Source organism: Streptomyces sp. 2131.1 (assembly GCF_900105515.1).
In the GTDB taxonomy this organism is placed as follows: Bacteria; Actinomycetota; Actinomycetes; order Streptomycetales; family Streptomycetaceae; genus Streptomyces; species Streptomyces drozdowiczii.
Genome location: NZ_FNSY01000001.1, coordinates 6,459,731 through 6,484,930 on the forward strand (window position 1 = coordinate 6,459,731; position 25,200 = coordinate 6,484,930).

Here is a 25,200-nt window from a genome sequence, read left to right on the forward strand (position 1 = left end):
GAGTAATATGACGGTCGGAGCGTCGGTCGCCCCGACCGGAAAACGCCCCATCAGGCGCCTATGCTGCGTGCAACAAGGCAGCCCGGAAATGACGATGCAGTAGGAGAGCCGGCGTGAGCTTGAGGATCGTTGTCACTGTGAAGTACGTGCCCGACGCGACCGGTGACCGGCATTTCGCCGATGACCTGACGTTGGACCGTGAGGATGTCGACGGTCTGCTGTCGGAGCTGGACGAGTATGCGGTCGAGCAGGCGTTGCAGATCGCGGAGGCGGCTGATGATGCGGAGGTCACCGTGTTGACGGTGGGTCCGGAGGATGCCAAGGACGCGTTGCGCAAGGCGTTGTCGATGGGTGCGGACAAGGCGGTTCACGTCGAGGACGACGATCTGCACGGTACGGACGCGCTGGGTACGTCGCTGGTGCTGGCGAAGGCGGTCGAGGAGACCGGGTACGACCTGGTGATCTCGGGTATGGCGTCGACGGACGGGACGATGGGTGTGGTTCCGGCGCTGCTCGCGGAGCGGCTGGGTGTGCCGCAGGTGACGCTGTTGTCGCAGGTGTCCGTCGAGGGCGGTGTGGTGCGTGGCCGTCGTGACGGTGACAGTGCGTCGGAGGAGCTGGAGGCGTCGCTGCCGGCGGTGGTGTCGGTGACGGACCAGTCGGGTGAGGCCCGGTATCCGTCGTTCAAGGGGATCATGGCGGCGAAGAAGAAGCCGGTGAAGTCCCTGGACCTGGATGATCTGGGGATCGACGCGGACGAGGTGGGTCTGGCGGGTGCGTGGACCGCGGTCGACTCCGCGACCGAGCGTCCGGCCCGTACCGCGGGAACGATCGTGAAGGACGAGGGCGAGGGCGGCAAGCAGCTGGCCGAGTTCCTGGCCGGCCAGAAGTTCATCTGAGCCCCGCGCCCCTCTCGTCACCCCGCCTACTTCGCACACGCAGGAGATTGAAGTCCCATGGCTGAAGTTCTCGTCTATGTCGACCACGTGGACGGTGCCGTCCGCAAGCCCACCCTGGAGCTGCTGACGCTGGCCCGCCGCATCGGCGAGCCCGTCGCCGTCGCCCTGGGCAACGGCGCCGCGGACACCGCCGCCGTGCTCGCCGAGCACGGCGCGGTCAAGGTGCTGACCGCGGAGGCTCCCGAGTTCGCCGAGTACCTCGTCGTACCGAAGGTGGACGCCCTCCAGGCGGCGTTCGACGCCGTGTCCCCGGCGGCTGTGCTGCTGTCCTCCTCGGCGGAGGCCAAGGAGATCGCGGCGCGTCTCGCGGTCCGTATCGGGTCGGGCATCATCACCGACGCGGTCGACCTGGAGGCCGGCGACCAGGGTCCGGTCGCCACGCAGTCCGCGTTCGCCGCCTCGTACACGACCAAGTCCCGTGTTTCCAAGGGTGTTCCGGTCATCACGGTCAAGCCGAACTCGGCCCCGGTCGAGCCGGCCGCCGCGGCCGGTGCGGTGGAGGCCCTCGCGGTGTCCTTCTCGGCGCAGGCCACCGGCACGAAGGTCCTCTCGCGCACGCCGCGTGAGTCGACCGGGCGTCCGGAGCTGACGGAGGCCGCGATCGTGGTCTCCGGTGGCCGTGGCGTCAACGGCGCGGAGAACTTCGGGATCATCGAGGCCCTCGCCGACTCGCTGGGCGCCGCGGTGGGCGCCTCGCGTGCCGCGGTGGACGCGGGCTGGTACCCGCACACCAACCAGGTCGGCCAGACCGGCAAGTCCGTCTCCCCGCAGCTCTACATCGCCAACGGGATCTCCGGCGCGATCCAGCACCGGGCCGGCATGCAGACCTCGAAGACCATCGTCGCGGTCAACAAGGACGCCGAGGCCCCGATCTTCGACCTCGTCGACTACGGCGTCGTCGGCGACCTCTTCGACGTCGTCCCCCAGCTCACCGAGGAGATCAACACCCGCAAGGGCTGATCCTCGGAGGCAGCAGGAACAAGCAACGGCCCGGGGCCGCACGGTGAACGCACCGTGCGGCCCCGCACCGTTTCCGGGCACCGTTGACTCGGATGCGGCGGCCTTATAACTTCACTATACGGATTGTTGTTTCCGGGAAGCGGAAACGGCCAGAGTGTGGAGGGTGCGGACGATGGGTCAGCAGGAGAAGGTGGCGACGAGCCTCGCCGGTGCGGTCAGCGACGGGATCAGCGCGTCCCTCGCGGCGGTGGACGCCGAACTCGCCCGCCGGTACCCGGGCGACCCCGGCACACGCCAGCCCGTGCACACGGTCTACGTACCGGGCGACACCTTCACGGCCGGCACCCTGCGCACCTGGGGCGACGAGGCCCTGGAGGCGCTCGACGAGCACGCCCCGGACGCGTCGGCCCTCGCGCGCGTCCTCGGCATCCCGGACGAGCTGGCCGGCCCCGTGTACGACCGGGTGCGCGCCAAGCTGGAGCGCGAGCCGGTCGAGGACCTCAGGATCGACTTCGAGGACGGCTACGGACCCCGTCCCGACGCCGAGGAGGACGAGGCGGCGGCCCGCGCGGCCCGGCTCGTCTCGGAGGCGTACGCGAACGGCACGGCGGCGCCGTACATGGGCATCCGGATGAAGTGCATGGAGGCCGCGGTCCGGGACCGGGGCATCCGCACCACGGACGTCTTCCTCACCGGTCTGATGGAGGCGGGCGGGCTCCCCGAAGGGCTCGTCCTGACCCTGCCGAAGGTGACGTACCCCGAGCAGGTCACCGCGTTCGTCCAGCTCCTCGAAGCCTTCGAGGAGGCGCACGGGCTGCCCGCCGGGCGGCTCGGCTTCGAGATCCAGATCGAGACCAGCCAGTCCATCCTCGCCGCCGACGGCACCGCCGCCGTGGCCCGCATGATCGACGCGGCCCGGGGCCGGGCCACCGGTCTGCACTACGGAACGTTCGACTACAGCGCCTGCGTCGGCGTCAGCGCCGCGTACCAGGCGAGCGACCACCCGGCCGCCGACCACGCCAAGGCCGTCATGCAGGTCGCCGCCGCGGGCACCGGCGTACGTGTCTCCGACGGCTCCACCAACGTCCTGCCCGTCGGGCCCACCCCGCAGGTCCATGAGGCGTGGCGGCTGCACTACGGCCTCACCCGCCGCGCCCTGGCCCGCGCCTACTACCAGGGCTGGGACATGCACCCGGGCCACCTGCCGACCCGTTACGCGGCCGTCTACACGTTCTACCGCGAGGGCCTGGAGCAGGCCGCCGCCCGGCTCGCCGCGTACGTCTCCAAGGCCGGCGGCGACGTGATGGACGAGCCGGCCACCGCCAAGGCGCTCAGCGGCTACCTGCTGCGCGGCATCGACTGCGGTGCCCTGGACACCGACGAGGTGGCGAAGCTGACCGGGCTGACCCGCGCCGACCTCGACGCCTTCGCCTCGCCCCGGCGCGGCACCCTGACGGTCACCGCGCCCTGAGGCGTTCCCTCAGGCCGGCGCGATCTCGCCCGAGCCCCGGGCGATCAGCCGGGTCGGGAGCTCCACGCGCGCCGGGGTGTGATCGGCGCCGTCGAGGCGCCGGAACAGGTGCTCGGCGGCGGTGCGGCCCACCGCCGCCGCGTCCTGGGAGATGACCGTGATGCCGAGCAGGTCCGCCAGCTCGATGTCGTCGAAGCCGACCAGGGCGACCGGCCGCTCCCGCTCGGCCAGTACGCGCACCGCGGTCACCGTCACCCGGTTGTTGCCCGAGAACAGCGCCGTCACGGGTTCCGGGCCGTCCAGCATCCCCTCGGCGGCGGCGCGGACCCGGTCGGCGTCCGTGGAGCCGAGCGACACCCAGGAGTCCTCGACGGTTATCCCGGCCTCCGTCATCGCCGCGTGGTAGCCGCGCAGACGCTCGGTCGCCGTGTGGATACGGGGCTGGTCGCCGATGAAGCCGATCCGGCGGTGGCCGTGCGCGATCAGATGGGCGACGCCCTCGCGCGCCCCGCCGAAGCTGTCCGACAGCACCATGTCCGCCTCGATCCGCCCGGCCGGGCGGTCCACGAACACGGTCGCCACCCCGGCCTTGATCTCCGGCTCCAGGTAGCGGTGGTCGTCGGCGGCCGGGATCACGATCAGCCCGTCCACCCGGCGCGCGCACAGCGCGAGGACCAGTTCCTGTTCGCGCTCCGGGTCCTCGGCGCTCGACCCGTTGATGAGCAGGGCGCCGTGCGCGCGGGCCACCTCCTCCACCGCGCGGCTCAGCGGCCCGTAGAAGGGGTCCGCGAGGTCCTCCAGGACCAGGCCGATGGAGGCGGTCCTGCCCTTGCGCAGCACGCGCGCGCTGTCGTTCCGGCGGAAGCCCAGCGCCTCGATGGCCTCCTGCACCCGGCGCTCGGTGTCAGGGGTGACCCCGGGCTCGCTGTTGACCACCCGCGAGACCGTCTTCAGGCCCACCCCGGCCCGGGCGGCCACGTCCTTCATGGTCGGCCGGATGCCGTAACGGGGCTCGGGATGACGGGTGGTCTCGGCCACGGTGCGCTGTCCTGTCGTCGGTGCGGGCGGTCCCGGCGGGCCGCGGCTGCCGCCGCGCAGGCTCCCGGAGGGTGTGGCGTCGAGCATAGGCCCTGGACAACGTTGTCAAGGGAATGGAGACTGGGCAGACTGTTCACCTGAGCCGCAGGTCCCGCCCCTCACCACCCGGAGCCACACCGATGCATACCGACCTCGTCGCCGCCCTGGACATCGGGGGAACCAAGATCGCCGGCGCGTTGGTGGACCGGGACGGCACCCTCGTGGCCCGCGCGCAGCGCCCGACGCCCGCGCGGGAGAGCGGCGAGCGCGTCATGGAGGCGGTCGGCGGCGTCCTGGCCGACCTGGCCGCGTCGCCGCGCTGGAGCGATGCCGCGGCCGTCGGCATCGGCAGCGCGGGTCCGGTGGACGCGGCAGGGGGCACGGTCAGCCCGGTCAACGTGCCGGGCTGGCGCGGCTTCCCGCTGGTCGAGCGGGTCGACGACGCCACGGGCGGCCTCCCGGTCACGCTGGTCGGCGACGGCGTCGCGATCACCGCCGCGGAGCACTGGCTCGGCGCCGCGCGGGGCCACGACAACGCGCTGTGCATGGTCGTCTCGACGGGGGTCGGCGGCGGGCTCGTCCTCGGCGGCGCCCTGCACCCCGGGCCGAGCGGGAACGCCGGCCACATCGGGCACATCAGCGTGGACCTCGACGGCGACCTCTGCCCGTGCGGGGCGCGCGGCTGCGTCGAGCGGATCGCGAGCGGCCCCAACATCGCGCGCCGGGCGCTGGACCGGGGCTGGCGGCCCGGCCCCGACGGCGACGCGTCCGCTGTGGGCGTCGCGGCGGCGGCCCGGGCGGGCGACCCGGTCGCCCTGGCATCCTTCGAGCGCGCCGCGCAGGCGCTGGCCGCGGGGATCGCCGCGACGGCGACCCTGGTCGAGATCGACATCGCGGTGATCGGCGGCGGGGTGGCCGGGGCCGGCGACCTCCTGTTCGCCCCGCTGCGTACGGCGCTCCGCAGGTACGCCACCCTGTCCTTCGTCCAGCAGCTGACCGTGGTCCCCGCCGTGATGGGCAACGACGCGGGCCTGGTGGGCGCGGCGGCGGCCGCCCTCGCCGCGCGGACGGGCGCGGGGGAGGGCGTACCGGCGCGGGCACTCTGACGCCCGGCGCGGAGGGCGGCCCGGTGTCGAGGGGCCGCCCCCGGCCGACGGCTCAGCACGTCATCCGCAGGTCCCCCCAGTCCGCGTGGTCCGAGTCGATGCCGTCGCCTCCGTCGGTGACCACCAGGCGGACGACCTGCGCCCCGGTCACGTCCGCCGAGAGCGGCTGCGGGGGCATCGCGTTGGTCAGGACCCCGGTGGACGCGGCCTTCGTGCCGTCCGCCCAGATCTCGAAGGCCACGCTGCCCTTGGTGCCCTTCTCGTCGTCCACACCCACCTGGGCCGTCACGGAGCCGCACGCGCCGCCCGCGTAGAACTCGACGCTGCTGGCCGCGTGGACCCCGAGGCCCTTGGCGTACACCTGGCCCCCGACGGTCAGCGGGTGGCCGTCGCCCGCGGCGCTCTCGCCGTTGCTGGTGTCCTTCTCGACGGGCCCGTAGCCGTTCGACGCGCTGAGCTGCGGCAGGTCACTCAGGTAGCCGCCGCCCGCGGGTGGTGGCACCACCACGTGGGCCTGGAACGGCACCGACGACCGCACCCTCTCACCGGTGGGGGAGCGGTACCGGGCGGTGAGCTTCAGGTCGTAGCCGCCGGGAGCCGTCCCGGCGGGCGCCGTCACCTGCCAGCGGGTGCGCAGGGCCCGGCCGGTCGGCAGCGCCGCCGTTCCCGTCGCCGAAGCGGCCTTCACCCGCCAGCCGGACGGGCCGGTGAGCGCGGCGGACACCGTGAGGGCGGGCGTGCGGCCCAGGTCCGTCACCTCGGTCGTCAGCGACGCGGTGCGGCCCGCCTCGACCAACGGGCTGCCCTCCTGGGCGAGTTCCACGGCCGGTGGATGTGCGGACCAGCGCCGGTCGGCGGCGACGCGCAGCAGCACGGTGCCGTGGGCGGGAACGGTCGCCGAGAGGCTGCCCGCCGTGTTGCGTGTGGTGTGGTCCCACAGGTCGCGCACGGTGTATCCGGAGGCGTGCGGCAGGCCCACCGCGGCGGCCGTGGTGGAGATCCGCTGGGCGCTGCCGGTCTCGTTGAACAGCGCGACGGCGCGGCTGCCGTCCTCCATCTCCTTTGCGACGACCCAGCGCCCGCCGTCCGAGGAGAGCACCTCACCCTGCTTGCCCAGGGGGTCCTGGTCGACGGCGATGACCTCCTCGTTGGAGAGGATGTCGAACGTCTCCCGCGAGGCCGTTCGCAGATCGGACCCGATGAGCAGCGGCGCCGCCATCACCGACCACATCGAGAAGTGGGTGCGGTACTCGGTGTCCGTCATCCCGCCGTTGCCGACCTCCAGCATGTCGGGGTCGTTCCAGTGGCCGGGGCCGGCCGCAGCGGACAGCGGGAGGTTGTGCTTCATGATCGACAGCATGCTGCCCCAGCTGTCGTTGATGTCGCCCGTGGTGCGCCAGAGATTGCCCAGTTCGGCGGCCCATTCCCAGGGCTTGTTCTGGCCCCATTCGCAAATGCTGTAGACGATGGGCCGGCCGGTCGCGGCGAGCGCGTCCCGCATCGTCGTATAACGCTCCTTGGCATCCACGCCCTGGTTGTTGCAGTTGTCGTACTTGAGATAGTCGACGCCCCAGTCGGCGAACTGCCGCGCGTCGCTGAACTCGTGGCCGAGCGCGCCGGGAAGTCCGACGCTGTCACAGGTCCTGGTGCCCGCGCTGGTGTAGATCCCGAGTTTGAGCCCCTTGGAGTGGACGTAGTCCGCGACCGCCTTGATGCCGTGCGGAAAGCGCACCGGATCGGCTTCCAGCTTTCCTTCCGCAGTGCGCTGCGGTACCGCCCAGCAGTCGTCCAGATTGACGTACTCGTACCCGGCGTCCTTCAGCCCCTTCTCGACGAAGATGTCGGCGATTCCCTCGACCATCTCCTCGTTGAACTCGGCGCGGCAATGCGTGGAGTTCCAGTTGTTGAACCCCATGGGCGGGGTGAGGGCGAGACCGTTGGCGGCGCGGGCGTCGGCGGCCGGCGCGGGGGCGGACGCGGGCGTGTGCGCGGCGGCGGGAACGACGGCCCCCGCCGTGCACAACAGGCCCGCCGCCAGGGCTCCGAGGATTCTGCGGCGGCTCGCTCGGCTGGGAGCGCTTGGAAGATGACGCATCGTTACGTTCCTCCGTACTCGTGCCGGATCAGATGGCGACATGTGCACGCCAGGACGAGCGATTACGTTAGAGCGTGTTGAAGTCTGTTGGAAGAGGGCGTGTGTCCGGTGGGCTGCATCTCGTCAGAACCCTTGACTGCGCCCCAAGTTGGGGGTGAGATCCAAGCGCACGTTCGGTTGTGTTCGGTTGCCTTCCGGAGGACGGGGTCATGGCACACGCGTACGACAGATCGGATCTGCCCGGCAGCGTCGCGGGACATCGGATGTCCCGGCGGAGCCTGCTGCGGGGTGCGGCGCTCGGTGCCGGTGCGGTCACGCTCCCCGCCCTGCTCACCGCCTGCGGCGGCGGCCCCGGCGGCGACGGCAAGACCATCACTCTGGGATCGAATGCGTCCGACCCCGTTCCGAAGAAGGCGTTCGCCGACGCGTTCAAGGCGTACGCCGGACAGTCGGACGGCCGGAAGGTGAAGGTCAACACCGTCGACCACAACACGTTCCAGGAGAACATCAACCGCTATCTCCAGGGGAAGCCCGACGACGTCTTCATGTGGTTCGCCGGGAACCGCATGCAGTTCTTCGCCAAGAAGGGCCTGCTGCACGACATCAGCGACAACTGGCAGCACTACACGGGATTCTCCGATGCCCTCAAGGACCAGTCCACCGGCGAGGACGGCAAGCAGTACCTCACCCCGTACTACTACTATCCCTGGGCCGTCTTCCACCGGAAGAGCCTGTTCACCGAGCGCGGATATCAGGTGCCGAAAACGCTGGACGAGTACGTGGCGCTCGCCAGGCGGATGAAGAAGGACAAGCTGGACCCCATCGCGTTCTGCGACAAGGACGGCTGGCCCGCCATGGGCACCTTCGACTACATCAACATGCGCACCAACGGATACGAATTCCACAAGAGCCTGATGGCCGGCGAGGAGGCCTGGACGGACAAACGCGTCCGGGAGGTCTTCGACACCTGGCGGCGCCTGCTCCCGTACTGCCAGCCCGGTGCCAACGGCCGCACCTGGCAGGAGGCCGCCACCAGCCTCCAGAAGCGCGACGCGGGCATGACCGTCCTCGGCCTCCCGCACCCCGGCGCGCAGTTCCCCGAGGGCGAACAGGCCGACCTCGACTTCTTCCCGTTCCCCGTGATCAACCCCGAGCACGGACAGGACGCCGTCGAGGCGCCCATCGACGGGTTCCTGCTGGCCAAGAAGTCCAAGAACCTCAAGAACAAGAAGTCCCTGGAGAGCGCCAAGGACCTGCTGAAGTGGCTCGCCACCGGCAAGGCCGAGGACGCCTACCTCAAGAGCGACCCCAACAACATCGCGGTCAGCGACGAGGCGGACACCTCCGGGTACTCCGCGATCCAGAGGAAGGCCGTCGAACTGGTCTCGGGCGCCAAGCAGATCTCGCAGTTCCTGGACCGCGACACCCGCCCCGACTTCTCCTCCACGGTGATGATCCCGGCGATCCAGAAGTTCATCAGCAGTCCGAACGACGTGGACGGCCTGGTCAACGACATCGAACGGCAGAAGAAGACCATCTTCGCCTCGGACTGAACCGGGAGTACGCACCGTGTCGTTCATCTCGGGGCGGCGCACCGGGCGACGGGGTTCGCGGCGCTACACCCGCCGCGACCTCGTCGTGCTCGGCGCCCTGCTCGGCCTGCCCGTCCTGCTCGACCTCGCCATCGTCTGGGGGCCGACCCTGGCCTCCGTCGTCCTCTCGTTCACCAGCTGGGACGGGATCGGCGACATCGAGTGGGTCGGTACGCGCAACTACGTGAACCTCTTCACGAACTACCCGCAGTTCTGGCCGGCCGCCCGGCACAACCTGCTCTGGCTCGCCTTCCTCGGCCTCGTCGCCACCCCGTTCGGGCTGCTGCTCGCCGTACTGATCGACCGGGGGGTTCGGTTCAGCCGCTTCTACCAGTCCACGCTGTACATGCCCGTCGTGCTGTCGCTCGCCGTGGTCGGCTTCATCGCCCAGCTGGTGTTCTCCCGCGACCAGGGGGCGCTCAACGCCGTGCTGGGCGACACGGACTCGCCGACCGACTGGCTCGGCGATCCCGACCTCAACATCTGGATGATCCTGCTGGCCGCCGCCTGGCGCCACACCGGCTATGTGATGATCCTCTACCTCGCCGGGCTCAAGGCCGTGGACCCGTCCCTCAAGGAGGCCGCCGCCATCGACGGGGCGAGCGAGGCGCAGACCTTCTTCCGGGTCGTCTTCCCGACCCTGCGGCCGGTCAACGTCATCGTCGGCGTCATCACCGTCATCGAATCGCTGCGCGCCTTCGACATCGTCTACGCGGTCAACCACGGCCGCAACGGCCTCGAACTGCTCTCCGTGCTCGTCACCGACAACATCATCGGCGAGGCCAGCCGGATCGGCTTCGGCTCCGCCATCGCCGTCGTCCTGCTGACCGTCTCCCTCGGATTCGTGGTGACGTACCTGGTGCAGGAGCTCCGAGGGGAGAAGGACCGATGACCACCACGCAGGCCGCCCCCGTGCGCCCGGCCTCCTCCGCCCCCGTCACGGCCCGCCGCAGGATCCGCCCGGGGAGGCTCGGCGTGCACGCCTTCCTGATGGCGGTCTCGCTGGCCTTCCTCGCCCCGCTGCTGCTCGCGGTGTACGCGTCCCTGCGGCCGTACGACGAGACCTCGGAGCACGGCTACTTCTCGCTGCCGCGTCATCTCTCCCTGGACTACTACCGGCAGGCGTTCACCGACTCCGGCATGACGAAGTACTTCGTCAACACCATGATCATCGCGGTACCGGGGGTGCTCGTCACCCTCTTCCTCGCCTCGTTCGTGGCCTTCGCGCTCGCCCGCCTGAAGATGCGCGGCGGGCTGGTCCTGCTGATGCTCTTCACGGCCGGCAACCTGCTCCCGCAGCAGGTGATCGTGACCCCGCTGTACGTCGTCTTCAACCGGATCCCGCTGCCCTACTGGATGTCCGACTCGATGACGATGTTCGACTCCTACTGGGCCGTCGTCCTGGTCCAGATCGGGTTCCAGCTCGGCTTCTGCGTCTTCGTCCTGGCCAACTTCATGCGCACCCTCCCCAAGGAGATCCTGGAGGCGGCGGTGGTGGACGGGGCCGGTGTGTGGACGCAGTTCTGGCGGATCACCCTGCCGCTGTGCCGCCCCGCGCTCGCCGCGCTGGGCACGCTCCAGTTCACCTGGATGTACAACGACTTCCTCTGGGCACTGGTCTTCATCTCCGACGGCGACAAGCTGCCCATCACCTCCGCGCTGAACAACCTGCGCGGTCAGTTCTTCACGGACTACAACCTGCTGGCCGCCGGTTCGGTGATCGTCGCCCTGCCGACCCTCATCGTGTTCCTGCTGCTGCAACGGCACTTCATCGCCGGTCTCACGCTGGGGGCCGGCAAGGGGTGACCGGGCCTGTCCGGCGGAGCGCCGCCGGACAGGCCGGAAGCGTCCTACTCGCAGGCGACGCCGTCCCCGTCGCGGTCGAGGTGGCGGCCGTATCCGGGGTCGCCCCGGTGGATCGGAGCCGCGCCGGCCGCGCGTACGGCGGTGCAGTTCGCGTAGTACGCCGGGCTGCCGCCGCCCGAACCGCTGCCGCCGGAGCCCGAGCCGGACCCGGAGTCGTCCGAGGAACCGGCCGGGGCCTTCGGCGTCACCGTGACCTTGACGGTCTTCGTCTTCGTGACGGTCGGCACCGGCTCCGGGCTCGCGGTGACGGTCTCCGTGACGGCCGGCTCCGGCGCGGGTGTCACCGAAACCGTCGCCGTGACGGTCGGCGCGGGCGAGGCCTTCGCCGCGGCCTCGGTCCTGTCGGCCTCGGGTTCCCCGCCGGCGGCGCCCATGCCCACGCCGACGAGGAAGAGCACGGCTGCCGCCGGGATGATGATTCGTTTCCTCGCCCAGCGGGGCGCGCCGCCCCGGGGGCCGGAGGGGCCGCCGGGACCGGCGGGGCCCTGCGGTCCGAACGGGGCCGGCTGCGGGGGCTGCCCCCAAGGCGGCGGCTGCGGCGACGGGTTGTGCGACATGGGACCCCCCAGGAGTTGCGTGGAGAGCCGACCGTAGCCAGGGCCCGGGACGCGCGGGAGGGTAATCCTCCGCTAGTGATGGAGTTGTGACCGAAGTGTGGAGACGGTGACTCGCCACGGTCCGTGGAGCCCCGCCGATGTCAGTGCCGGGTGCGATCCTGCTGGCATGGACGAGATCATGCGACGGCGGGTGTACGGCGCCGACCACGACGACCCCGACCCGGGCCCCCGGCCGGGGCGCGAGTACCGCGAACTGGTGGGCGGACCGCTCGACGGCCTGCTCCTCGACGTGACCGGATGGACGCCGGTCGCCCTCTCGGACGGCTCCGCCCTGGTCACCGAGATCGGCGCCTACGGGCCCGGCGGCCGCGCCGAGTACGGGCCGCGCGCGGACGAGCCGGACAAGTGGGACTGGCGGGGCGATACGCCGTAGCCGGATCGTGGCCGCCCTCACTCCCGTACGCGCAACGCGTCGCCCCGGGCGGGTTTCCGCAGCGGGGTGTTGCGGGCAAGCCACAGGGGGCTGCTACGGAAGAGGGGGAACCGTGATCGTCTGGATCAACGGTGCGTTCGGCGCCGGCAAGACCAGCGCCGCGCGTGAACTGATCGATCTGATCCCGAACAGCACCTTGTACGACCCGGAACTCACCGGGACGGGGCTGCGGAACCTGCTGCCCCAGAAGAAGCTCGCCGAGGTGACCGACTTCCAGGACCTGCAGATCTGGCGGCGCCTCGTGGTGGACACCGCCGCCGCGCTGCTCGCCGAACTCGGCGGGGTGCTGGTGGTGCCCATGACACTGTTGCGACAGGAGTACCGCGACGAGATATTCGGCGGCCTCGCCGCCCGGCGCATATCGGTGCGCCATGTACTGCTCTCACCTGAGGAAACGATCCTGCGCGAGCGTATCGCCCACCGGGCCGAATTCCCCGGTGACGCCGAGGACGTGGACCCGGCCGGCCACTGGGCGTACGACCGCATCGAACCGTACCGCTCGGCCCTCGGCTGGATCACCGGGGACGCGCACACCATCGACAACAGCGCGCTCACGCCGCGCGAGACGGCCGAGCACATCGCGGAGGCCGTTCGCACCGAGGCCGCCCCGGCCTGCGAGATCGTCCAGACACCCGAGCCGACCGCGGAAACCGTCGCCGCCGGGGTGCTGCTCTTCGACGAGCACGACAGATTCCTGCTCGTCGACCCCACCTACAAGCCCGGCTGGGAGTTCCCCGGCGGCGTGGTGGAGGCCGGGGAGGCGCCCGCACAGGCCGGCATCCGGGAAGTGGCCGAGGAGATCGGTATCCAGCTCGATCGGGTGCCCAAGCTCCTCGTCATCGACTGGGAAGCCCCGGACCCGCCCGGATACGGAGGGCTGAGGCTGCTGTTCGACGGCGGTCTGCTGCCGCGGGCGGACGCCGAGCGGCTGTTCCTCCCCGGCTCCGAACTGCGCGGCTGGCGGTTCGTCACCGAGGCGGAGGCGGCCACCCTGCTGCCGCCCACCCGCTACGAACGGCTCTGCTGGGCGCTGCGGGCCCGCGAACGGTCAGCCGTGCTCAACCTGGAGGCCGGCGTCCCCGTCGGCTGAGGCCCGCAGCACCGCGGCGGCGTCCTCGGTTAGGGGGCCGCCGTGACCGAAGCAGACCGTGGCCGGTTCAAGCGCGGCCAGCCGCCGGAACGAGGCCGCGGCCTGCTCGCGGTCGATGTTGAAGACCCCCAGCATCACCTGGCCCACCCCGGCCACGCAGTCGCCCGTGAACAGGACGCCGTGCCCCGGAAGATGCAACCCGATGGAGCCCGGCGTGTGCCCGGGGGAGTGGACCACCCGCGCCCCGCCCCCGAACGGCAGGGTCTCGCCGTCGGACAGCTCGGTGTCGACCCGGGTCGGGGGCGCCGGAGGCACGGTGAGCGCGTGCTCGTACAGCGGGCGTTCCCAGTCCAGGAGCGCCGGCTCCCCGACCTCCTCCTCGCCCCGGATCACCGGCGCGTCCAGGCGGTGTGCGAGGATCTCGGCACCATGCCGGTCGGCCAGCTCCTGGGCGGCGCCGTAGTGGTCCCGGTGGCCGTGGGTGATGACGATCCGGGCGATGCCGGCGGGGTCGTGGCCGAGGCCGCGCACCGCCTCCTCGATGGCGGACGCCGCGTTCACGTCGCCCGCGTCGATCAGGGTCAGCTCGGTCCCGTCACGCCAGAGGTACGCCTGGCCGATCGGGAAGCGGAACATGTGCAGCTGCGGAAGCACCTCGACGAGATCCATGCGGCGAACGTACGGCGAGCCGCCCGGCCACCGCACGGATCTACGCTCTCGGCGAGCTTCGCTCAACGCGTAGCCCGTTCCCGACGCGGGCTCAGACCGCCTTGGACGCCGCGTAGTTGCGCAGGAACAGCGCCTCGGTCACCGACAGCCGCTCCAGCTCCTCGGGCGAAACGCTCTCGTTCACCGCGTGGATCTGGGCCTCCGGCTCGCTCAGCCCGATCAGCAGGATCTCCGCGTCCGGGTACAGCTCGGCCAGCGTGTTGCAGAGCGGGATCGAGCCGCCCATGCCCGAGGACTGCATCTCCTGGCCCGGGTACGCGACCCGCATGGCGTCGGCCATCGCGGTGTACGCCGGGCTCGCGATGTCCGCGCGGAACGGCTGCCCCTGGCCGACCTGCTCGACCGAGACCTTCGCGCCCCACGGGGCGTGCGCGAGCAGGTGCGCGGTGAGCAGCTTCGTCGCCTCGTCCGCGTTCTGCCCCGGCGGCACCCGCAGGCTGATCTGGGCCCGCGCGCTCGCCTGCACGGAGGGCGTCGCACCGACCACGGCCGGGCAGTCGATGCCGATCACGGTGACGGCGGGCCGCGCCCAGATCCGGTCGGCGACCGTTCCCGTGCCGATCAGCCCGACCCCGTCGAGGACCTTGGCGTCCTTGCGGAACTCCTCCTCCGGGTACTGCAGTCCGTCCCACGCCGTATCCGCGCTCAGACCGTCGACGGTCGTCGAACCGTCCTCGGCGCGCAGCGAGGCGAGCAGCTGGATCATCGCGGCCAGCGCGTCGGGCGCGGCACCGCCGAACTGCCCCGAGTGCAGGTTGCCCTCCAGCGTGTCCAACTGCACCCGCAGCATCGTCATGCCGCGCAGCGTCGACGTGACGGTCGGCAGCCCCACCCGGAAGTTGCCGGTGTCACCGATCACGATGGTGTCGGCCGCCAGCAGCCCGGGGTGCGCCTCGGCGTACCGCTCCAGACCTCCGGTGCCCTGCTCCTCCGAACCCTCCACGATCACCTTGACCGAGACGGGCACCCCGCCGTCGGCCTTGAGGGCGCGCAGCGCGAGCAGGTGCATGATGAAACCGCCCTTGCAGTCGGCCGTGCCCCGGCCGAACCAGCGGCCGTCGCGCTCGGTCAGCTCGAACGGCGGGGTGAGCCAGGCCGACTCGTCGAGCGGCGGCTGCACGTCGTAGTGCGCGTAGAGCAGTACGGTCGGAGCGCCCTCCGGGCCCGGCAGGAGACCGTAGACGGACTGGGAGCCGTCCGGGGTGTCGAGCAGTTCGACGTCCTGGAAGCCCTCGGTGCGCAGCGCCGCGGCGACCCACTCGGCGGCGGCCTCGCACTCGCTCCTCGGAAAGACCGCGGGGTCCGCCACCGACTGGAAGGCCACCAGCTCGGTCAGCTCCGCCTTGGCGCGGGGCATCAGCGAGGCGACGGTCTCGGAAATCGGATGGCCGGTCATGGGGCACGCTCCTGGTAGGTGCGACGTTATGTGTACGTTTCCGGGTACTCGTACGCCTGGAGTGCGGCATCGCGGGCACGTCGGAGACTCGGCCGATCCTCCCACAGCGGATCTCGGCCACAACGCGCCGTAGGATGCCGTGAGCAGCTTGGGCCACTGGTCGGATCGGGAGCAGAAGCACATCGTGAGCAGCGAGAACGCAGACGCCGGACATGAGCACGAAGAGTCGTCCGTGTGGGACGTCGTCGTAGTCGGCGCCGGACCGGCGGGAGCCTCCGCGGCATACGCGGCGGCCGTCGCCGGCCGCAAGGTACTGCTCCTGGAGAAGGCGGAGCTGCCCCGTTACAAGACGTGCGGCGGCGGCATCATCGGATTTTCGCGCGACGCGTTGCCGCCCGGGTTCGAACTGCCCCTGAAGGACCGGATCCACGCGGTGACCTTCTCGCTCAACGGCAGACTGGCGCGCACCCGCCGCTCCAAGCGGATGCTCTTCGGGCTCATCAACCGCCCGGAGTTCGACGCGGGGCTCGTCGAGCAGGCGCAGAAGGCCGGTGCGGAACTGCGCACCGGGGCGACCGTCTCCCGGGTGGAGCAGCACGGTGCCGCGGTGCCCGACCGGCGCACGGTCGCCGTCGTGCTGGCCGGCGGCGAGACCGTCCTCGCCCGCGCGGTGGTGGGCGCGGACGGCAGTGCCGGGCGGATAGGAGCCCATGTCGGGGTCAAGCTCGACCAGGTCGACCTCGGCCTGGAGTCGGAGATCCCGGTCCCGCCCACCGTGGCGGAGGACTGGGCGGGCCGCGTCCTCATCGACTGGGGTCCCATGCCCGGCAGTTACGGCTGGGTCTTCCCCAAGGGCGACACGCTGACGGTCGGCGTGATCTCCGCGCGCGGAGACGGCGCCGGCACCAAGCGGTACCTGGAGGACTTCGTCGCGCGGCTCGGCCTCGCCGGGTTCGAGCCGACGGTCTCCTCCGGCCATCTGACGCGTTGCCGCAGCGAGGACTCGCCGCTCTCGCGCGGCCGGGTGCTGGTGTGCGGGGACGCCGCGGGCCTGCTGGAGCCGTGGACCCGCGAGGGCATCTCGTTCGCGCTGCGGTCGGGTCGGCTCGCCGGTGAGTGGGCGGTGCGCGTCGCCGAGGCGCACGACGCGGTGGACGCCCGCCGCCAGGCGCTCAACTACGCCTTCGCCATCAAGGCCGGGCTGGGCGTCGAGATGGGCGTGGGCCGGCGCATGCTGAAGCTGTTCGAGCGCCGCCCGGGTCTGCTGCACGCCGTGCTGACCGGCTTCCGCCCCGCGTGGAACGCCTTCGCGGGCATCACCCGCGGGACGACCTCGCTGGCCGAGCTGGTCCGTTCGCACCCGCTGGCCCAGCGGGCGCTCTCGGCGATGGACCGTTAGGACGCGGGTTTCCAGGGGGCTGACGCGCCGTCCGGTGCGTCAGCCCTCTTCGCTGATCAGGAAGACCGGGTGGTCGGGGCAGGCCGCCAGGAGTTCGGCGTCCGTGGACTTCGCCGTGATGCCCTGGAAGTACTGGTTGACCTCCCAGCCCCAGCGCTCCAGGTAGGCGCGGACGACGGCCGCCTTGTGCGCGTCGTCCGCGATCTCCACGGCCATGAAGGTCCGCGTCCTGCGGCCGGTCCGCAGCTCGCCGCCGCCCGCCGCCCGCATGTTGCGCACCCACTGCGAGTGGCCGCGGGCGGAGACCAGGTAGCGCGCTCCCTCGTAGGTGTGCGGGTTGACCGGGACGCGCTGCATCTTGCCGCTCTTGCGGCCCCGAACCGACAGCTCCTGCGAGCCGAGCAGGCTGATCCCGTGCCGCGCGAGCCAGCCGACGAGGCTGTTGAAGCGGACGTTGAGCGGGCTGCCCTGCAGGTAGTACGGCTGCGTCTGCGACATGGTGTGACCCCAACGGTGGAGAGAGCATTTCCGAGAGCAGTGCTCTCGCTTGAGATCAGTGTGCACGGGAGTGGTGCTCAAAAGCAAGAGCGGTGCTCTCGTTTTTGTTCGGCGCTCTGCGCGCGTGGCAGACTGAACCCATGAGCGCTATCCGGGGAGCCAGGGAACGGGCCCGCATCGAGGTCACCGCCGCCATTAAGGACGAGGCGAGGAAACAGCTCGCCGCCGAGGGCGCGGCGAAGCTGTCGCTGCGCGCCGTCGCGCGTGAGCTGGGCATGGTCTCCTCGGCGCTCTACCGCTACTTCCCCAGCCGCGACGACCTGCTGACGGCTCTGATCGTCGACGCGTACGACGCGGTCGGGGAGGCGGCCGAGCGGTCCCACCGCGCCGCGACCGGGGCGGCCGGCGCGCCCGGCACCGGTCTCGCCCGCTGGGTGGCCGTCGCCTGCGCCGTACGCGACTGGGCCCTGGCCCACCCCCACGAGTACGCGCTCATCTACGGCTCGCCCGTGCCCGGCTACACGGCACCGCAGGACACCGTCGGCCCCGCCGCACGCGTCGGCATGGTACTCATCGCCATCGTCGAGGACGCCCACCGGGACGAGGGCCTGGCGCTCCCGCCGCTCCCCGACGAGCTGCGCCCGGAGGCCGAACGGCTCGCCGCCGACATCGCTCCCGGTCTGGCCCCGGCGGTGGCCGCACCGCTCGTCGCGGCCTGGGCGCAGCTGTTCGGGCTGGTGTCCTTCGAGGTGTTCGGCCAGTTCAACCGGGTCGTGGAGGCCCGGGAGGTCTTCTTCCGTCAGGCCGTCACCGAACTGGCGCGCACGGTGGGCCTGCTGGGAAGGCGCGGCTGAGGGCGGCGGACGTCCGCCGCGGCGCAGGGCGCGCCCCGCCGACTGAGCCCGGGCTCAGGCCGTCACGACCAGGTGATCGACGAGTTGTCGCGCCACAGCCGGGCCAGATCCTCGTCGCCCGCCACCGTCAGGGCCGTGAGCGGCAGCCGGTTCCACAGGGTGAGGTAGAGGGTCTCGGCCGGAGCTCTCAGCTCGCAGTCCACGGCGGCCTCTGCGACCGGCCCCTCCTCCCGCACCGCCGACGGCGGCTCGGCCGACAGCCGTACGGTCCACACGGTGTCCGTGTCCGTCGCCCGGACCCGCAGCATGCGCGGGGTCCCGGTGCGCACCCGGCTCTTGGGGCGGGCGTGCATCCCCCGCAGCAGTTCGTCGATGCCGTCCAGCGCGTGGTCGGGTGCGACGGGGGAGAGAGCGCCGCCGCGCGCGGACTCGGCGTCCACCCGGTGGATCGTCGTCTCGTGCGCCTGGCGGCGCGCCCAGAAGGCGAGCGGCGACGAGGCGGGGAGGAACGACCAGCACTCCACGTCGAGCGGCGCGTTCGCCAGTACTTCCACCAGGTGCCGGTGTCCCTCGCGGAAGTGGGCGACCAGCTCCGGGCCGTCCAGCTCCGACTCCCCGGCGTCTGGGACGTACGAGGTGTGACCCTCGCGTACGAGGGCGGCGGCCCAGGCGTGCACCATCGCGGTGTGCCTGAGCAGATCGCGCACCCGCCAGTCCGGACAGGTGGGCACCGGCGCCCCGGCCCCGGCCGCGTCGGCCGCGTCCGCGAGGAGGCGGCCCTCGGCGGCCAGGGTCTCTATGTGTTCCGTGATCTTCATGCCCGGATTGTGCCAGCCGGTCAGGCGCCCTGGGGGTGGGCCGCACGGGTCCGGCGGGCACCGCCGAGTACGAACCGTACGAACCAGCCCAGCGCCAGCGACTGCACCAGCACGGACACCGTCAGCGCCAGGTACATGAACCAGGCCGGACCGAAGGACTCGGCCCCCGCCATCGAGCCGCCGAGCAGGAACAGGAAGACGGTCGGCGCCGCCAGCAGGAACAGCCAGACCCCGGCGAGCGAGGCGTCCTCGTGGGTGACCAGCAGGGTATCCACGGTGACGAACACGGCGGCCGCGACGACCGCGCCCAGGTAGATCAGCGACGCGGCGTTACCGAAGGTGAGCCGCGCGAGCGTGCGGATCGTCGGCTGGTTGATGACCGGCATGTTCATGGTGTGCTCCCCGTCGATGGCTGTGTCTCCATCGTGCGCGCGGGGAATCGTTCCTGCCTGAGTACCGCTACTCATTCGCTCAGTTGTGCGCTGCCTTGCGGGCGCCGTACCCCAGCGCCGCCGCCGCGCCGGCCAGCACCGCCACGGTGGTCAGGGCCACCGGCAGCGAGAACCAGTCGGCCAGGAAGCCGATCGCGGGCGGCCCGAGCAGCATGCCCCCGTACCCGAGCGTCGAGGCCGCGGCGACTCCGCCGGGGCCGGCCAGCTCGCCCGCCCGGCCGACCGCCACCGGGAAGATGTTGGCGAGCCCGAGCCCGGTCACCGCGAAGCCGAGCAGCGCCAGCCAGGCCGTCGGTGCCAGCGAGCCCAGGATCATTCCGGCGGCGGCCGTGGCGCCGCCCGCCACCAGGGTGCGGGTCTGGCCGAGCCGTTCGAGGAGAAGGGTGCCGCTGAGCCGGCCGGCCGTCATCGCCAGCGCGAACAGCGAGTATCCGGCTGCTGCGATCCCGGGCCGTGCGTGCAGGTCCTGCTCCAGGTGCAGGGCGCCCCAGTCCGCCAGTGCGCCTTCGCCGTACGCGGTGCAGAGCGCGATCACGCCGAACAGCAGCACCACCTTGCGCGCCCGCCCGTCGAGCGGCCGGGCGGGCTTGCCGGCGGACGGGGCGTCCGCCTGCTCCGGCGCCCTGGGCGCGGGGTGCCGCAGAAGTTCCGGGCCCGCGAGGGCGGTGACGACCAGTCCGATTCCGGTCAGGAAGAAGAGGTGCAGAGCGGGTGACAGGCCGCCCGCGACGAGCCCGCCGAGGCCCGCGCCGATCATCCCGCCGAGGCTGAACGCGGCGTGGAAGCCGGGCATCACGGGGCGGCGCAGCGCGGCGACCAGGTCCACCGCCGCGCTGTTCATCGCCACGTTCATCCCGCCGTACGCGGCACCGAAGACCAGGAGCACGAGCCCCAGTGACAGCGCCGAGTGCGTCTGGGCGGGCAGCGCGATGCTGAGGGAGAGGAGGACACCGCAGACCACGGTCACCGCGTGGCTGCCGAACCGGTGGCAGAGCCGGCCGGTGAGCATCATGGTGATCACGGCACCGGCGGAGACGCCGAGGAGTGCGAGGCCGAGGGTGGAGGCCGAGGCGCCGGTCTGGTGCTTGATGGCCGGGATGCGGACCACCCAGCCGGCGAAGAGGAAACCGTCGAGGGCGAAGAACACGGTCAGCGCGGTACGGAGACGGGCCGGCGGGAGCGCGGCGGTGTTGCCGCCAGGTCCCCCGGGGAGTGCCGTCCGCAGTTTGTTTAGTTGCGGCACAAACTCAGCATAGGGGCGGCCGGACGGCCGACGCAAGACGGATGCCCCGCCCGGCCCGGAGCGCGAGGCCCGCAGGCGCACACCCGGGGCAAGTCGGCCACCACGGCGTCAAACGCACCTCCGGATCATGGGAGACTCGCCCCCATGAACGGCAAGGTGACCACCACCCGGACGAAGTTGGAGAGGGGCCGCAGCGCGCTCGGACCCGCCCTGGAACTGGTCCACACCGGACGCGCGCCCACGCGTGCCGTCCTCACCTCCGAGCTGGGGGTCACCCGGGCGACGGCAGGCGCGGTCGCAGCCGAGCTGGAGGCACTCGGCCTCATCCGGGTCGACTCCAGCCCCGGTTCGGCCGCGGGTTCGCAGGGGCGGCCCTCGCACCGGCTGGCCGTACGGGAGTCCGGCCCCGTGGCCGTCGCCGCCCAGGTGCACGCGGACGGCTTCCGCGCCGCGCTCGTCGGCCTCGGCGGCCGGCTCGTCGCGACCGCGCCCGGCTGTACCACCATCACCGCCGACCCCGCCCAGGTCATCGGCGAGGTCGTCGACGACTGCGCGCGGCTGCTGCGGGACAGTGGACTGCGGTGCGTCGGGGCCGGCCTGGCGGTGCCGTCGGCGGTCGCCGAGCCCGAGGGCACCGCCCTCAACCCGCTGCACATCGCCTGGCCCGCCGGTGCCCAGGTCCGCGAGATCTTCGCCACCTGCGTACGCGAAGCGGGCATCGAGGGACCGGCGTTCACCGGGAACGACGTCAACCTGGCCGCGCTCGCCGAACACCGGCACGGCGCCGGGCGCGAGGCGCAGCACCTGCTGTGCGTCGCCACCGGACACCGCGGCGTCGGCGGCGCGCTCGTCCTCGACGGCCGCCTGCACACCGGGAGTTCGGGCCTCGCCCTGGAGGTCGGCCACCTCACCGTCAACCCGGAGGGCCGCCCCTGCCACTGCGGGGGCCGCGGCTGCCTGGACGTCGAGACCGACCCGCTGGCCTTCCTCACCGCCGCCGGACGCACCCCGGGCCCCGAGGAGTCCCTGCTCAAGCAGTCCGGTGACCTGCTGCGCAACGAGTACGAGGACCCGGCGGTGCGCACCGCGGCCGAGGAGCTGATCGACCGTCTGGGCCTCGGGCTCGCCGGACTCGTCAACATCCTCAACCCGGACCGGATCATCCTCGGCGGGCTGCACCGCGCCCTGCTCGACGCCGACCCCGAACGGCTGCGGGCGGTGGTGGCCGACCGCAGCCTCTGGGGGCGCAGCGGGAGCGTGCCGATCCTGCCGTGCACCCTCGACCACAACAGCCTGGTCGGGGCGGCGGAACTGGCCTGGCAGCCGGTCCTGGACGACCCGCTGGGGGCGCTGGCCTGAGCGGGCTCAGACCCCCGGCGCCTCGAAGGCGAACGCCCGGGCCGCGTTGGCTACCAGCATCGCTTCCACGGCCTCGGCGCCCAGTACCTCCTCCAGCCGGGGACGCAGCCGGCGCAGCAGGTACGGCATGCCGGGGGTCTCCGGCACCGTCGTGTCACCGCCCAGCAGCAACTGCCCGGCGAGCCCGGCCCCGGCCAGCTCCGCCAGCTCGTCCGGCAGCCGCCAGTCCGTCGCGTGGTTGGCCCGCGAGGGCCCGTCGAACGCCAGGAAGGCCCCCGCCCGAGCCGCCTCCCGCTGCACCGCCCCGTCCGGGGAGCGGCCGAGATGGCCCAGGATCACCCGGTGCGGCGGGACGCCCGACTCCCCGCACAGCAGCTCCAGGACGTCGAGCGCGGCCGTGCCCAGCTCCAGGTGGACGGCGATCGGCGCACCGGTGCGGTGATGGGCCTCGGCCGCCGCGGTCATGGTGAGCCGGGCGTGGGCGTCGAGCGTGTGGAAGGCGCCGGCCACCTTGATCAGCCCGGCCCGTACCCCCGTTGTGCCGATGCCCTCGGTCAGCTCCGCGACGAACAGCGCGGCGAGGTCGTCCCTGATCCGGTTGAGCAGTTCCGGCGGGTAGTGCACCGCCTGGTGCAGCCCGGTCGCGGCCACCACATGCGTGCCCGTGCTGCGGGACAGCTCCGCCAGCGCGCCGGCCCCGCGGCCCATGCCGTGCGGCGTCCACTGCACCACCGCCCGGCCGCCCAGCGCGTGGAAGGCGCGCAGCCGCTCGGCCGTCGAACCGGCGTCGTCCAGCTCCTGGCCCGGCAGTACGGGGCTGCGGAGGAAGAGGTGGTCGTGCGCGTCGCAGACTCCCAGCTCAGCGGGCGGGATGTCTCCGAGGACGGTGCGGACCAGCGCTACCACTGCTGTCCCTCCCCGAGCTGGTCCTGCTCGGAGCTGCTGAGGTGCAGCACCTGGTAGCGCTCGCCGGGCGCCTCCGGGGCGGGGCCGTCCCAGAGCGTGAAGTGGAGGAGTTCCCAGTGGCGGGGATCGGCGGCCAGGGCCGTGGCGACCGCGCCGGCGGTCTTCGCGAGCCGCCGGCTCTCCTCCACCGCGGCCTCCACCGCGTCCGCCGGGGCGACCGACTGCGGCACGGCCGAGCGGTGGCGGGTGGCCGTGCGGGGGAGCGCGCCCGACGCCGGGCCCCTCTGGTACGAGAGTCCGGTCCAGTGCTGGACCACGGGGCGGCCGAAGTCCTGGACCATGCCCTGGAATCCGGCGCCCCAGAGGAAGGCGTTCATGCCTTCGGGCCGGGTCCACAGGTAGAACGGCGCGTACTGGTTGACCGGGGAGTCCTCGCCCCGCTCCCGCATCAGATACGCCTTGATCCCGAGCCCGGGGAAGTCGTCCAGGAGATGGCCCCTGGTCGCCACGCGGTGGCGGATGACGTCCATGTCGTAGTCGGCGGGCAGGGTGATCTCGTACTGCATGGCGTGCATCGAAGGCTCCTCAGGATGCCGGATAGTCGGCGACGCGGGCGTCGGTGTGCCAGCGGATGGTGCTGCCGTCCTCGGCGGCCTCGACGACCGCGAGATGGGTCATGAACGTGCGCGGCGATGCCCCGTGCCAGTGCCACTCGTCCGGCTCGATCCACACGGTGTCGCCCGCCCGGATCGTCTCGACCGGGCCGCCCCTGCGCTGCACCAGGCCGTCGCCCTCGGTGACGTGCAGGACCTGGCCGTGCGGATGGGTGTGCCACGATGTGTGGCCCCCGGGCGCGAAGTGCACGCTGAACATCCGCAGCCGGGAGGGCGGTTCGGGGGCGGCGATCTCGTCGAGCCAGACGGCGCCGTTGAAGTGCGCGGACGGGCCCTGCTGGGTGTCGGGGCGGTTCCTGGTGATGTGCATCTGCGGCTGCTCCTGGAGGGGCGGGCGGGTCAGGCGTTCGGGGTGAGCAGGGCGAGCAGGCCGCGGACGCCCGCGTCGAAGGCGTCGGCCGATCCTGCGGCGCGAGCCAGTACATAGCCGCCCTGTACCGTCGCGACGATCGACGCCGCGACGTCCTCGGGCACCAGGCCGGGAGGGAACTCGCCCGCGTCGACGCCCTCCCGGACGATCGCGGCGAGCCGGCCGCGCAGCCAGGTGATGGTCTCGTCCACCGGCTCCCGCAGCTCGTCGTTCGCGATGATCTCCGGGTCCATGGTCAGCCGCCCCACGGGGCAGCCGCGCAGGACGTCGCGCTCGCGCAGGAGGTAGGCGGAGATCCGCTCGTACGCCGACCCGGGCGCGTCGAGCACCCGGCCCGCGGCCTCCCGCATCTCGTCGGCGGTGCGGCGGATGGCGGTAAGCGCCAGGTCCGGCTTGCCGGTGAAGTGGTGGTACATGCTGCCCTGGCCCACCTCGGCGTGCTGCTGGATGGCCTTGGGGCTCGTGCCCACGTAACCGCGCTCCCAGAGGAGCTCCCTGGTGGCCTCGATCAGACGGTCCTGAGTGCTCATGCAGAGAGTGTACATACTAGTAGGTACAGAATGGGGGTGGTTTTCGCGGAGAGGTCGACCGCAGTGCGACACGGAAGCGGGGCATCCCCCGTGGGATGCCCCGCTCCTGTGCTCTCAGCCCACGGCGGCCGACCGTGCCGTCGACGGCGGTGAACCCTCCAGGTGCTTCAGGCCGCTCAGGTCGAACGGCCCGTCGGTCGTCGCCCCGTACACGAGGGTCGACGGCCGGACGGTCCGGTCGGGTGCGGGGAGCGTGAACCACACGACCTTCCCGGAGTCGCCGCGGGGGCGGACGCCCCAGCTCTCGCTGACCGCGGCGATCAGTGCGAGCCCGCGCCCCGAGGTGCTGGAGTCGTCGGCCTCGCGCACGGTCGGCAGCCGTGGGTCGTGGTCGTGGACGGACACCGTGAGCCGTTCGAGCAGCAGCTCGATCTCGACGGTGCATGACTTGTCCGGCTGTGCGTGCCGGTGCACGTTGGTGAGGAGCTCCGTGACGCCCAGCGCTGTCTGGTCGATCAGAGGATCGAGATGCCAGTAGCGCAGTTGCGCCGAGATGATTCTGCGGACCTGACCGATCCGCGACGGCAGGGCCTGGAGCTCCACCGTGCAGTGCCTGCTTGGCTCGCTGATCACGGCTGCGACTCCCCGAAATAGGTCCGGAAGAAGACGAAGGGACGGATCCAGCACATGGCTCGCTGCTGAGTCC

Annotated in this window: 26 protein-coding genes; 12 read left to right on the plus strand and 14 right to left on the minus strand. The window is 71.9% G+C overall.

What is annotated here, in order from left to right; genetic code table 11:
* Positions 1-113 precede the first annotated feature (113 nt).
* The 3 genes from BLW14_RS28850 (at position 114) to BLW14_RS28860 (ending at position 3,390) form a co-directional block, all read left to right on the plus strand.
* A complete protein-coding gene (locus tag BLW14_RS28850) occupies positions 114-899 on the plus strand; it encodes an electron transfer flavoprotein subunit beta/FixA family protein (protein ID WP_093705338.1) in 786 nt (261 codons plus the stop codon).
* 57 nt (positions 900-956) lie between these two features.
* Positions 957-1,919 carry an electron transfer flavoprotein subunit alpha/FixB family protein gene (locus BLW14_RS28855; protein ID WP_093705340.1) on the plus strand — a complete coding sequence of 321 codons (963 nt, stop codon included), beginning with the start codon at positions 957-959 and terminating at the stop codon, positions 1,917-1,919.
* Positions 1,920-2,091: 172 nt separating this feature from the next.
* Positions 2,092-3,390, plus strand: a complete 1,299-nt coding sequence (locus BLW14_RS28860) for a DUF6986 family protein (protein ID WP_093710055.1) — start codon at positions 2,092-2,094, stop codon at positions 3,388-3,390.
* 9 nt (positions 3,391-3,399) lie between these two features.
* Here the strand turns inward: BLW14_RS28860 and BLW14_RS28865 are convergent, their stop codons facing one another.
* On the minus strand, positions 3,400-4,428 hold the full coding sequence (locus BLW14_RS28865; protein ID WP_093710056.1) for a LacI family DNA-binding transcriptional regulator: 1,029 nt from the start codon (positions 4,426-4,428) through the stop codon (positions 3,400-3,402).
* Between the two features lie 179 nt (positions 4,429-4,607).
* Here BLW14_RS28865 and BLW14_RS28870 point away from each other — a divergent pair, with 179 nt between their 5' ends.
* The gene (locus BLW14_RS28870) at positions 4,608-5,573 is read left to right on the plus strand and encodes an ROK family protein (protein WP_093710057.1); all 966 of its coding nucleotides are present in this window, start codon (positions 4,608-4,610) and stop codon (positions 5,571-5,573) included.
* 52 nt (positions 5,574-5,625) lie between these two features.
* Here the strand turns inward: BLW14_RS28870 and BLW14_RS28875 are convergent, their stop codons facing one another.
* Entirely contained in the window at positions 5,626-7,668 is a 2,043-nt protein-coding gene (locus tag BLW14_RS28875) for an NPCBM/NEW2 domain-containing protein (RefSeq protein ID WP_177154129.1), read from the minus strand.
* Between the two features lie 263 nt (positions 7,669-7,931).
* Between BLW14_RS28875 and BLW14_RS28880 the strand changes: the two genes are divergently transcribed.
* From BLW14_RS28880 to BLW14_RS28890, 3 genes are read left to right on the plus strand one after another with little or no spacing between them, the layout of a single operon-like run.
* A complete protein-coding gene (locus BLW14_RS28880; protein ID WP_093710876.1) occupies positions 7,932-9,221 on the plus strand; it encodes an ABC transporter substrate-binding protein in 1,290 nt (429 codons plus the stop codon).
* Positions 9,222-9,237: 16 nt separating this feature from the next.
* Positions 9,238-10,152, plus strand: coding sequence for a carbohydrate ABC transporter permease (locus tag BLW14_RS28885; RefSeq protein WP_093710058.1), 915 nt, complete (start codon positions 9,238-9,240; stop codon positions 10,150-10,152).
* Positions 10,149-11,066, plus strand: a complete 918-nt coding sequence (locus tag BLW14_RS28890; protein WP_093710059.1) for a carbohydrate ABC transporter permease — start codon at positions 10,149-10,151, stop codon at positions 11,064-11,066. Before BLW14_RS28885 ends, BLW14_RS28890 begins: the two co-directional genes overlap by 4 nt.
* Before the next feature lie 44 nt (positions 11,067-11,110).
* Here BLW14_RS28890 and BLW14_RS28895 read toward each other — a convergent pair whose 3' ends face one another.
* Positions 11,111-11,683: an excalibur calcium-binding domain-containing protein gene (locus BLW14_RS28895; protein ID WP_256332901.1), complete on the minus strand. Its 573-nt coding sequence runs from the start codon at positions 11,681-11,683 to the stop codon at positions 11,111-11,113.
* 166 nt (positions 11,684-11,849) lie between these two features.
* Here BLW14_RS28895 and BLW14_RS28900 point away from each other — a divergent pair, with 166 nt between their 5' ends.
* Entirely contained in the window at positions 11,850-12,116 is a 267-nt protein-coding gene (locus BLW14_RS28900) for a hypothetical protein (RefSeq protein ID WP_018520967.1), read from the plus strand.
* A gap of 112 nt (positions 12,117-12,228) precedes the next feature.
* Positions 12,229-13,266 (plus strand): NUDIX hydrolase, encoded by a 1,038-nt coding sequence (locus BLW14_RS28905; RefSeq protein WP_093710061.1) that lies wholly within the window; start codon positions 12,229-12,231, stop codon positions 13,264-13,266.
* Here BLW14_RS28905 and BLW14_RS28910 read toward each other — a convergent pair.
* The gene (locus BLW14_RS28910; protein WP_093710062.1) at positions 13,225-13,935 is read right to left on the minus strand and encodes an MBL fold metallo-hydrolase; all 711 of its coding nucleotides are present in this window, start codon (positions 13,933-13,935) and stop codon (positions 13,225-13,227) included. The two genes, BLW14_RS28905 and BLW14_RS28910, sit on opposite strands and share 42 nt — an antisense overlap.
* 91 nt (positions 13,936-14,026) lie before the next feature.
* Complete coding sequence (locus BLW14_RS28915; protein ID WP_093710063.1) at positions 14,027-15,391, minus strand: dipeptidase; 1,365 nt, start codon at positions 15,389-15,391, stop codon at positions 14,027-14,029.
* A 184-nt stretch (positions 15,392-15,575) separates the two neighbouring features.
* On the opposite strand from BLW14_RS28915, the gene BLW14_RS28920 reads away from it, so the two are divergent.
* A complete protein-coding gene (locus tag BLW14_RS28920) occupies positions 15,576-16,790 on the plus strand; it encodes a geranylgeranyl reductase family protein (protein ID WP_093710877.1) in 1,215 nt (404 codons plus the stop codon).
* A gap of 39 nt (positions 16,791-16,829) precedes the next feature.
* On the opposite strand, the gene BLW14_RS28925 is transcribed toward BLW14_RS28920, so the two are convergent.
* A complete protein-coding gene (locus BLW14_RS28925; protein WP_093710064.1) occupies positions 16,830-17,288 on the minus strand; it encodes a nitroreductase/quinone reductase family protein in 459 nt (152 codons plus the stop codon).
* 140 nt (positions 17,289-17,428) lie between these two features.
* On the opposite strand from BLW14_RS28925, the gene BLW14_RS28930 reads away from it, so the two are divergent.
* A complete protein-coding gene (locus BLW14_RS28930; protein WP_093710065.1) occupies positions 17,429-18,142 on the plus strand; it encodes a TetR/AcrR family transcriptional regulator in 714 nt (237 codons plus the stop codon).
* A gap of 62 nt (positions 18,143-18,204) precedes the next feature.
* Here the strand turns inward: BLW14_RS28930 and BLW14_RS28935 are convergent, their stop codons facing one another.
* From BLW14_RS28935 to BLW14_RS28945, 3 genes are all read right to left on the minus strand, one after another.
* The gene (locus BLW14_RS28935; RefSeq protein WP_093710066.1) at positions 18,205-18,960 is read right to left on the minus strand and encodes a maleylpyruvate isomerase family mycothiol-dependent enzyme; all 756 of its coding nucleotides are present in this window, start codon (positions 18,958-18,960) and stop codon (positions 18,205-18,207) included.
* Between the two features lie 20 nt (positions 18,961-18,980).
* A complete protein-coding gene (locus BLW14_RS28940) occupies positions 18,981-19,352 on the minus strand; it encodes an SCO4225 family membrane protein (RefSeq protein WP_093710067.1) in 372 nt (123 codons plus the stop codon).
* A gap of 79 nt (positions 19,353-19,431) precedes the next feature.
* Complete coding sequence (locus BLW14_RS28945) at positions 19,432-20,655, minus strand: MFS transporter (protein WP_177154130.1); 1,224 nt, start codon at positions 20,653-20,655, stop codon at positions 19,432-19,434.
* A 144-nt stretch (positions 20,656-20,799) separates the two neighbouring features.
* Here BLW14_RS28945 and BLW14_RS28950 point away from each other — a divergent pair, with 144 nt between their 5' ends.
* Complete coding sequence (locus BLW14_RS28950; protein WP_018520977.1) at positions 20,800-22,014, plus strand: ROK family protein; 1,215 nt, start codon at positions 20,800-20,802, stop codon at positions 22,012-22,014.
* A 6-nt stretch (positions 22,015-22,020) separates the two neighbouring features.
* Here BLW14_RS28950 and BLW14_RS28955 read toward each other — a convergent pair whose 3' ends face one another.
* The 5 genes from BLW14_RS28955 to BLW14_RS28975 all read right to left on the minus strand — a co-directional run bounded on the left by BLW14_RS28955 (position 22,021) and on the right by BLW14_RS28975 (position 25,127).
* Complete coding sequence (locus tag BLW14_RS28955; RefSeq protein ID WP_093710069.1) at positions 22,021-22,920, minus strand: phosphotriesterase family protein; 900 nt, start codon at positions 22,918-22,920, stop codon at positions 22,021-22,023.
* Positions 22,914-23,495 carry a DUF4865 family protein gene (locus tag BLW14_RS28960; RefSeq protein WP_093710070.1) on the minus strand — a complete coding sequence of 194 codons (582 nt, stop codon included), beginning with the start codon at positions 23,493-23,495 and terminating at the stop codon, positions 22,914-22,916. The genes BLW14_RS28955 and BLW14_RS28960 overlap by 7 nt, the downstream gene beginning before the upstream one ends.
* A gap of 10 nt (positions 23,496-23,505) precedes the next feature.
* On the minus strand, positions 23,506-23,904 hold the full coding sequence (locus tag BLW14_RS28965; RefSeq protein WP_093710071.1) for a (R)-mandelonitrile lyase: 399 nt from the start codon (positions 23,902-23,904) through the stop codon (positions 23,506-23,508).
* Positions 23,905-23,933: 29 nt separating this feature from the next.
* Positions 23,934-24,494 carry a TetR/AcrR family transcriptional regulator gene (locus BLW14_RS28970; RefSeq protein ID WP_256332903.1) on the minus strand — a complete coding sequence of 187 codons (561 nt, stop codon included), beginning with the start codon at positions 24,492-24,494 and terminating at the stop codon, positions 23,934-23,936.
* Between the two features lie 114 nt (positions 24,495-24,608).
* A complete protein-coding gene (locus BLW14_RS28975; protein ID WP_256332904.1) occupies positions 24,609-25,127 on the minus strand; it encodes an ATP-binding protein in 519 nt (172 codons plus the stop codon).
* Positions 25,128-25,200: the final 73 nt, after the last annotated feature.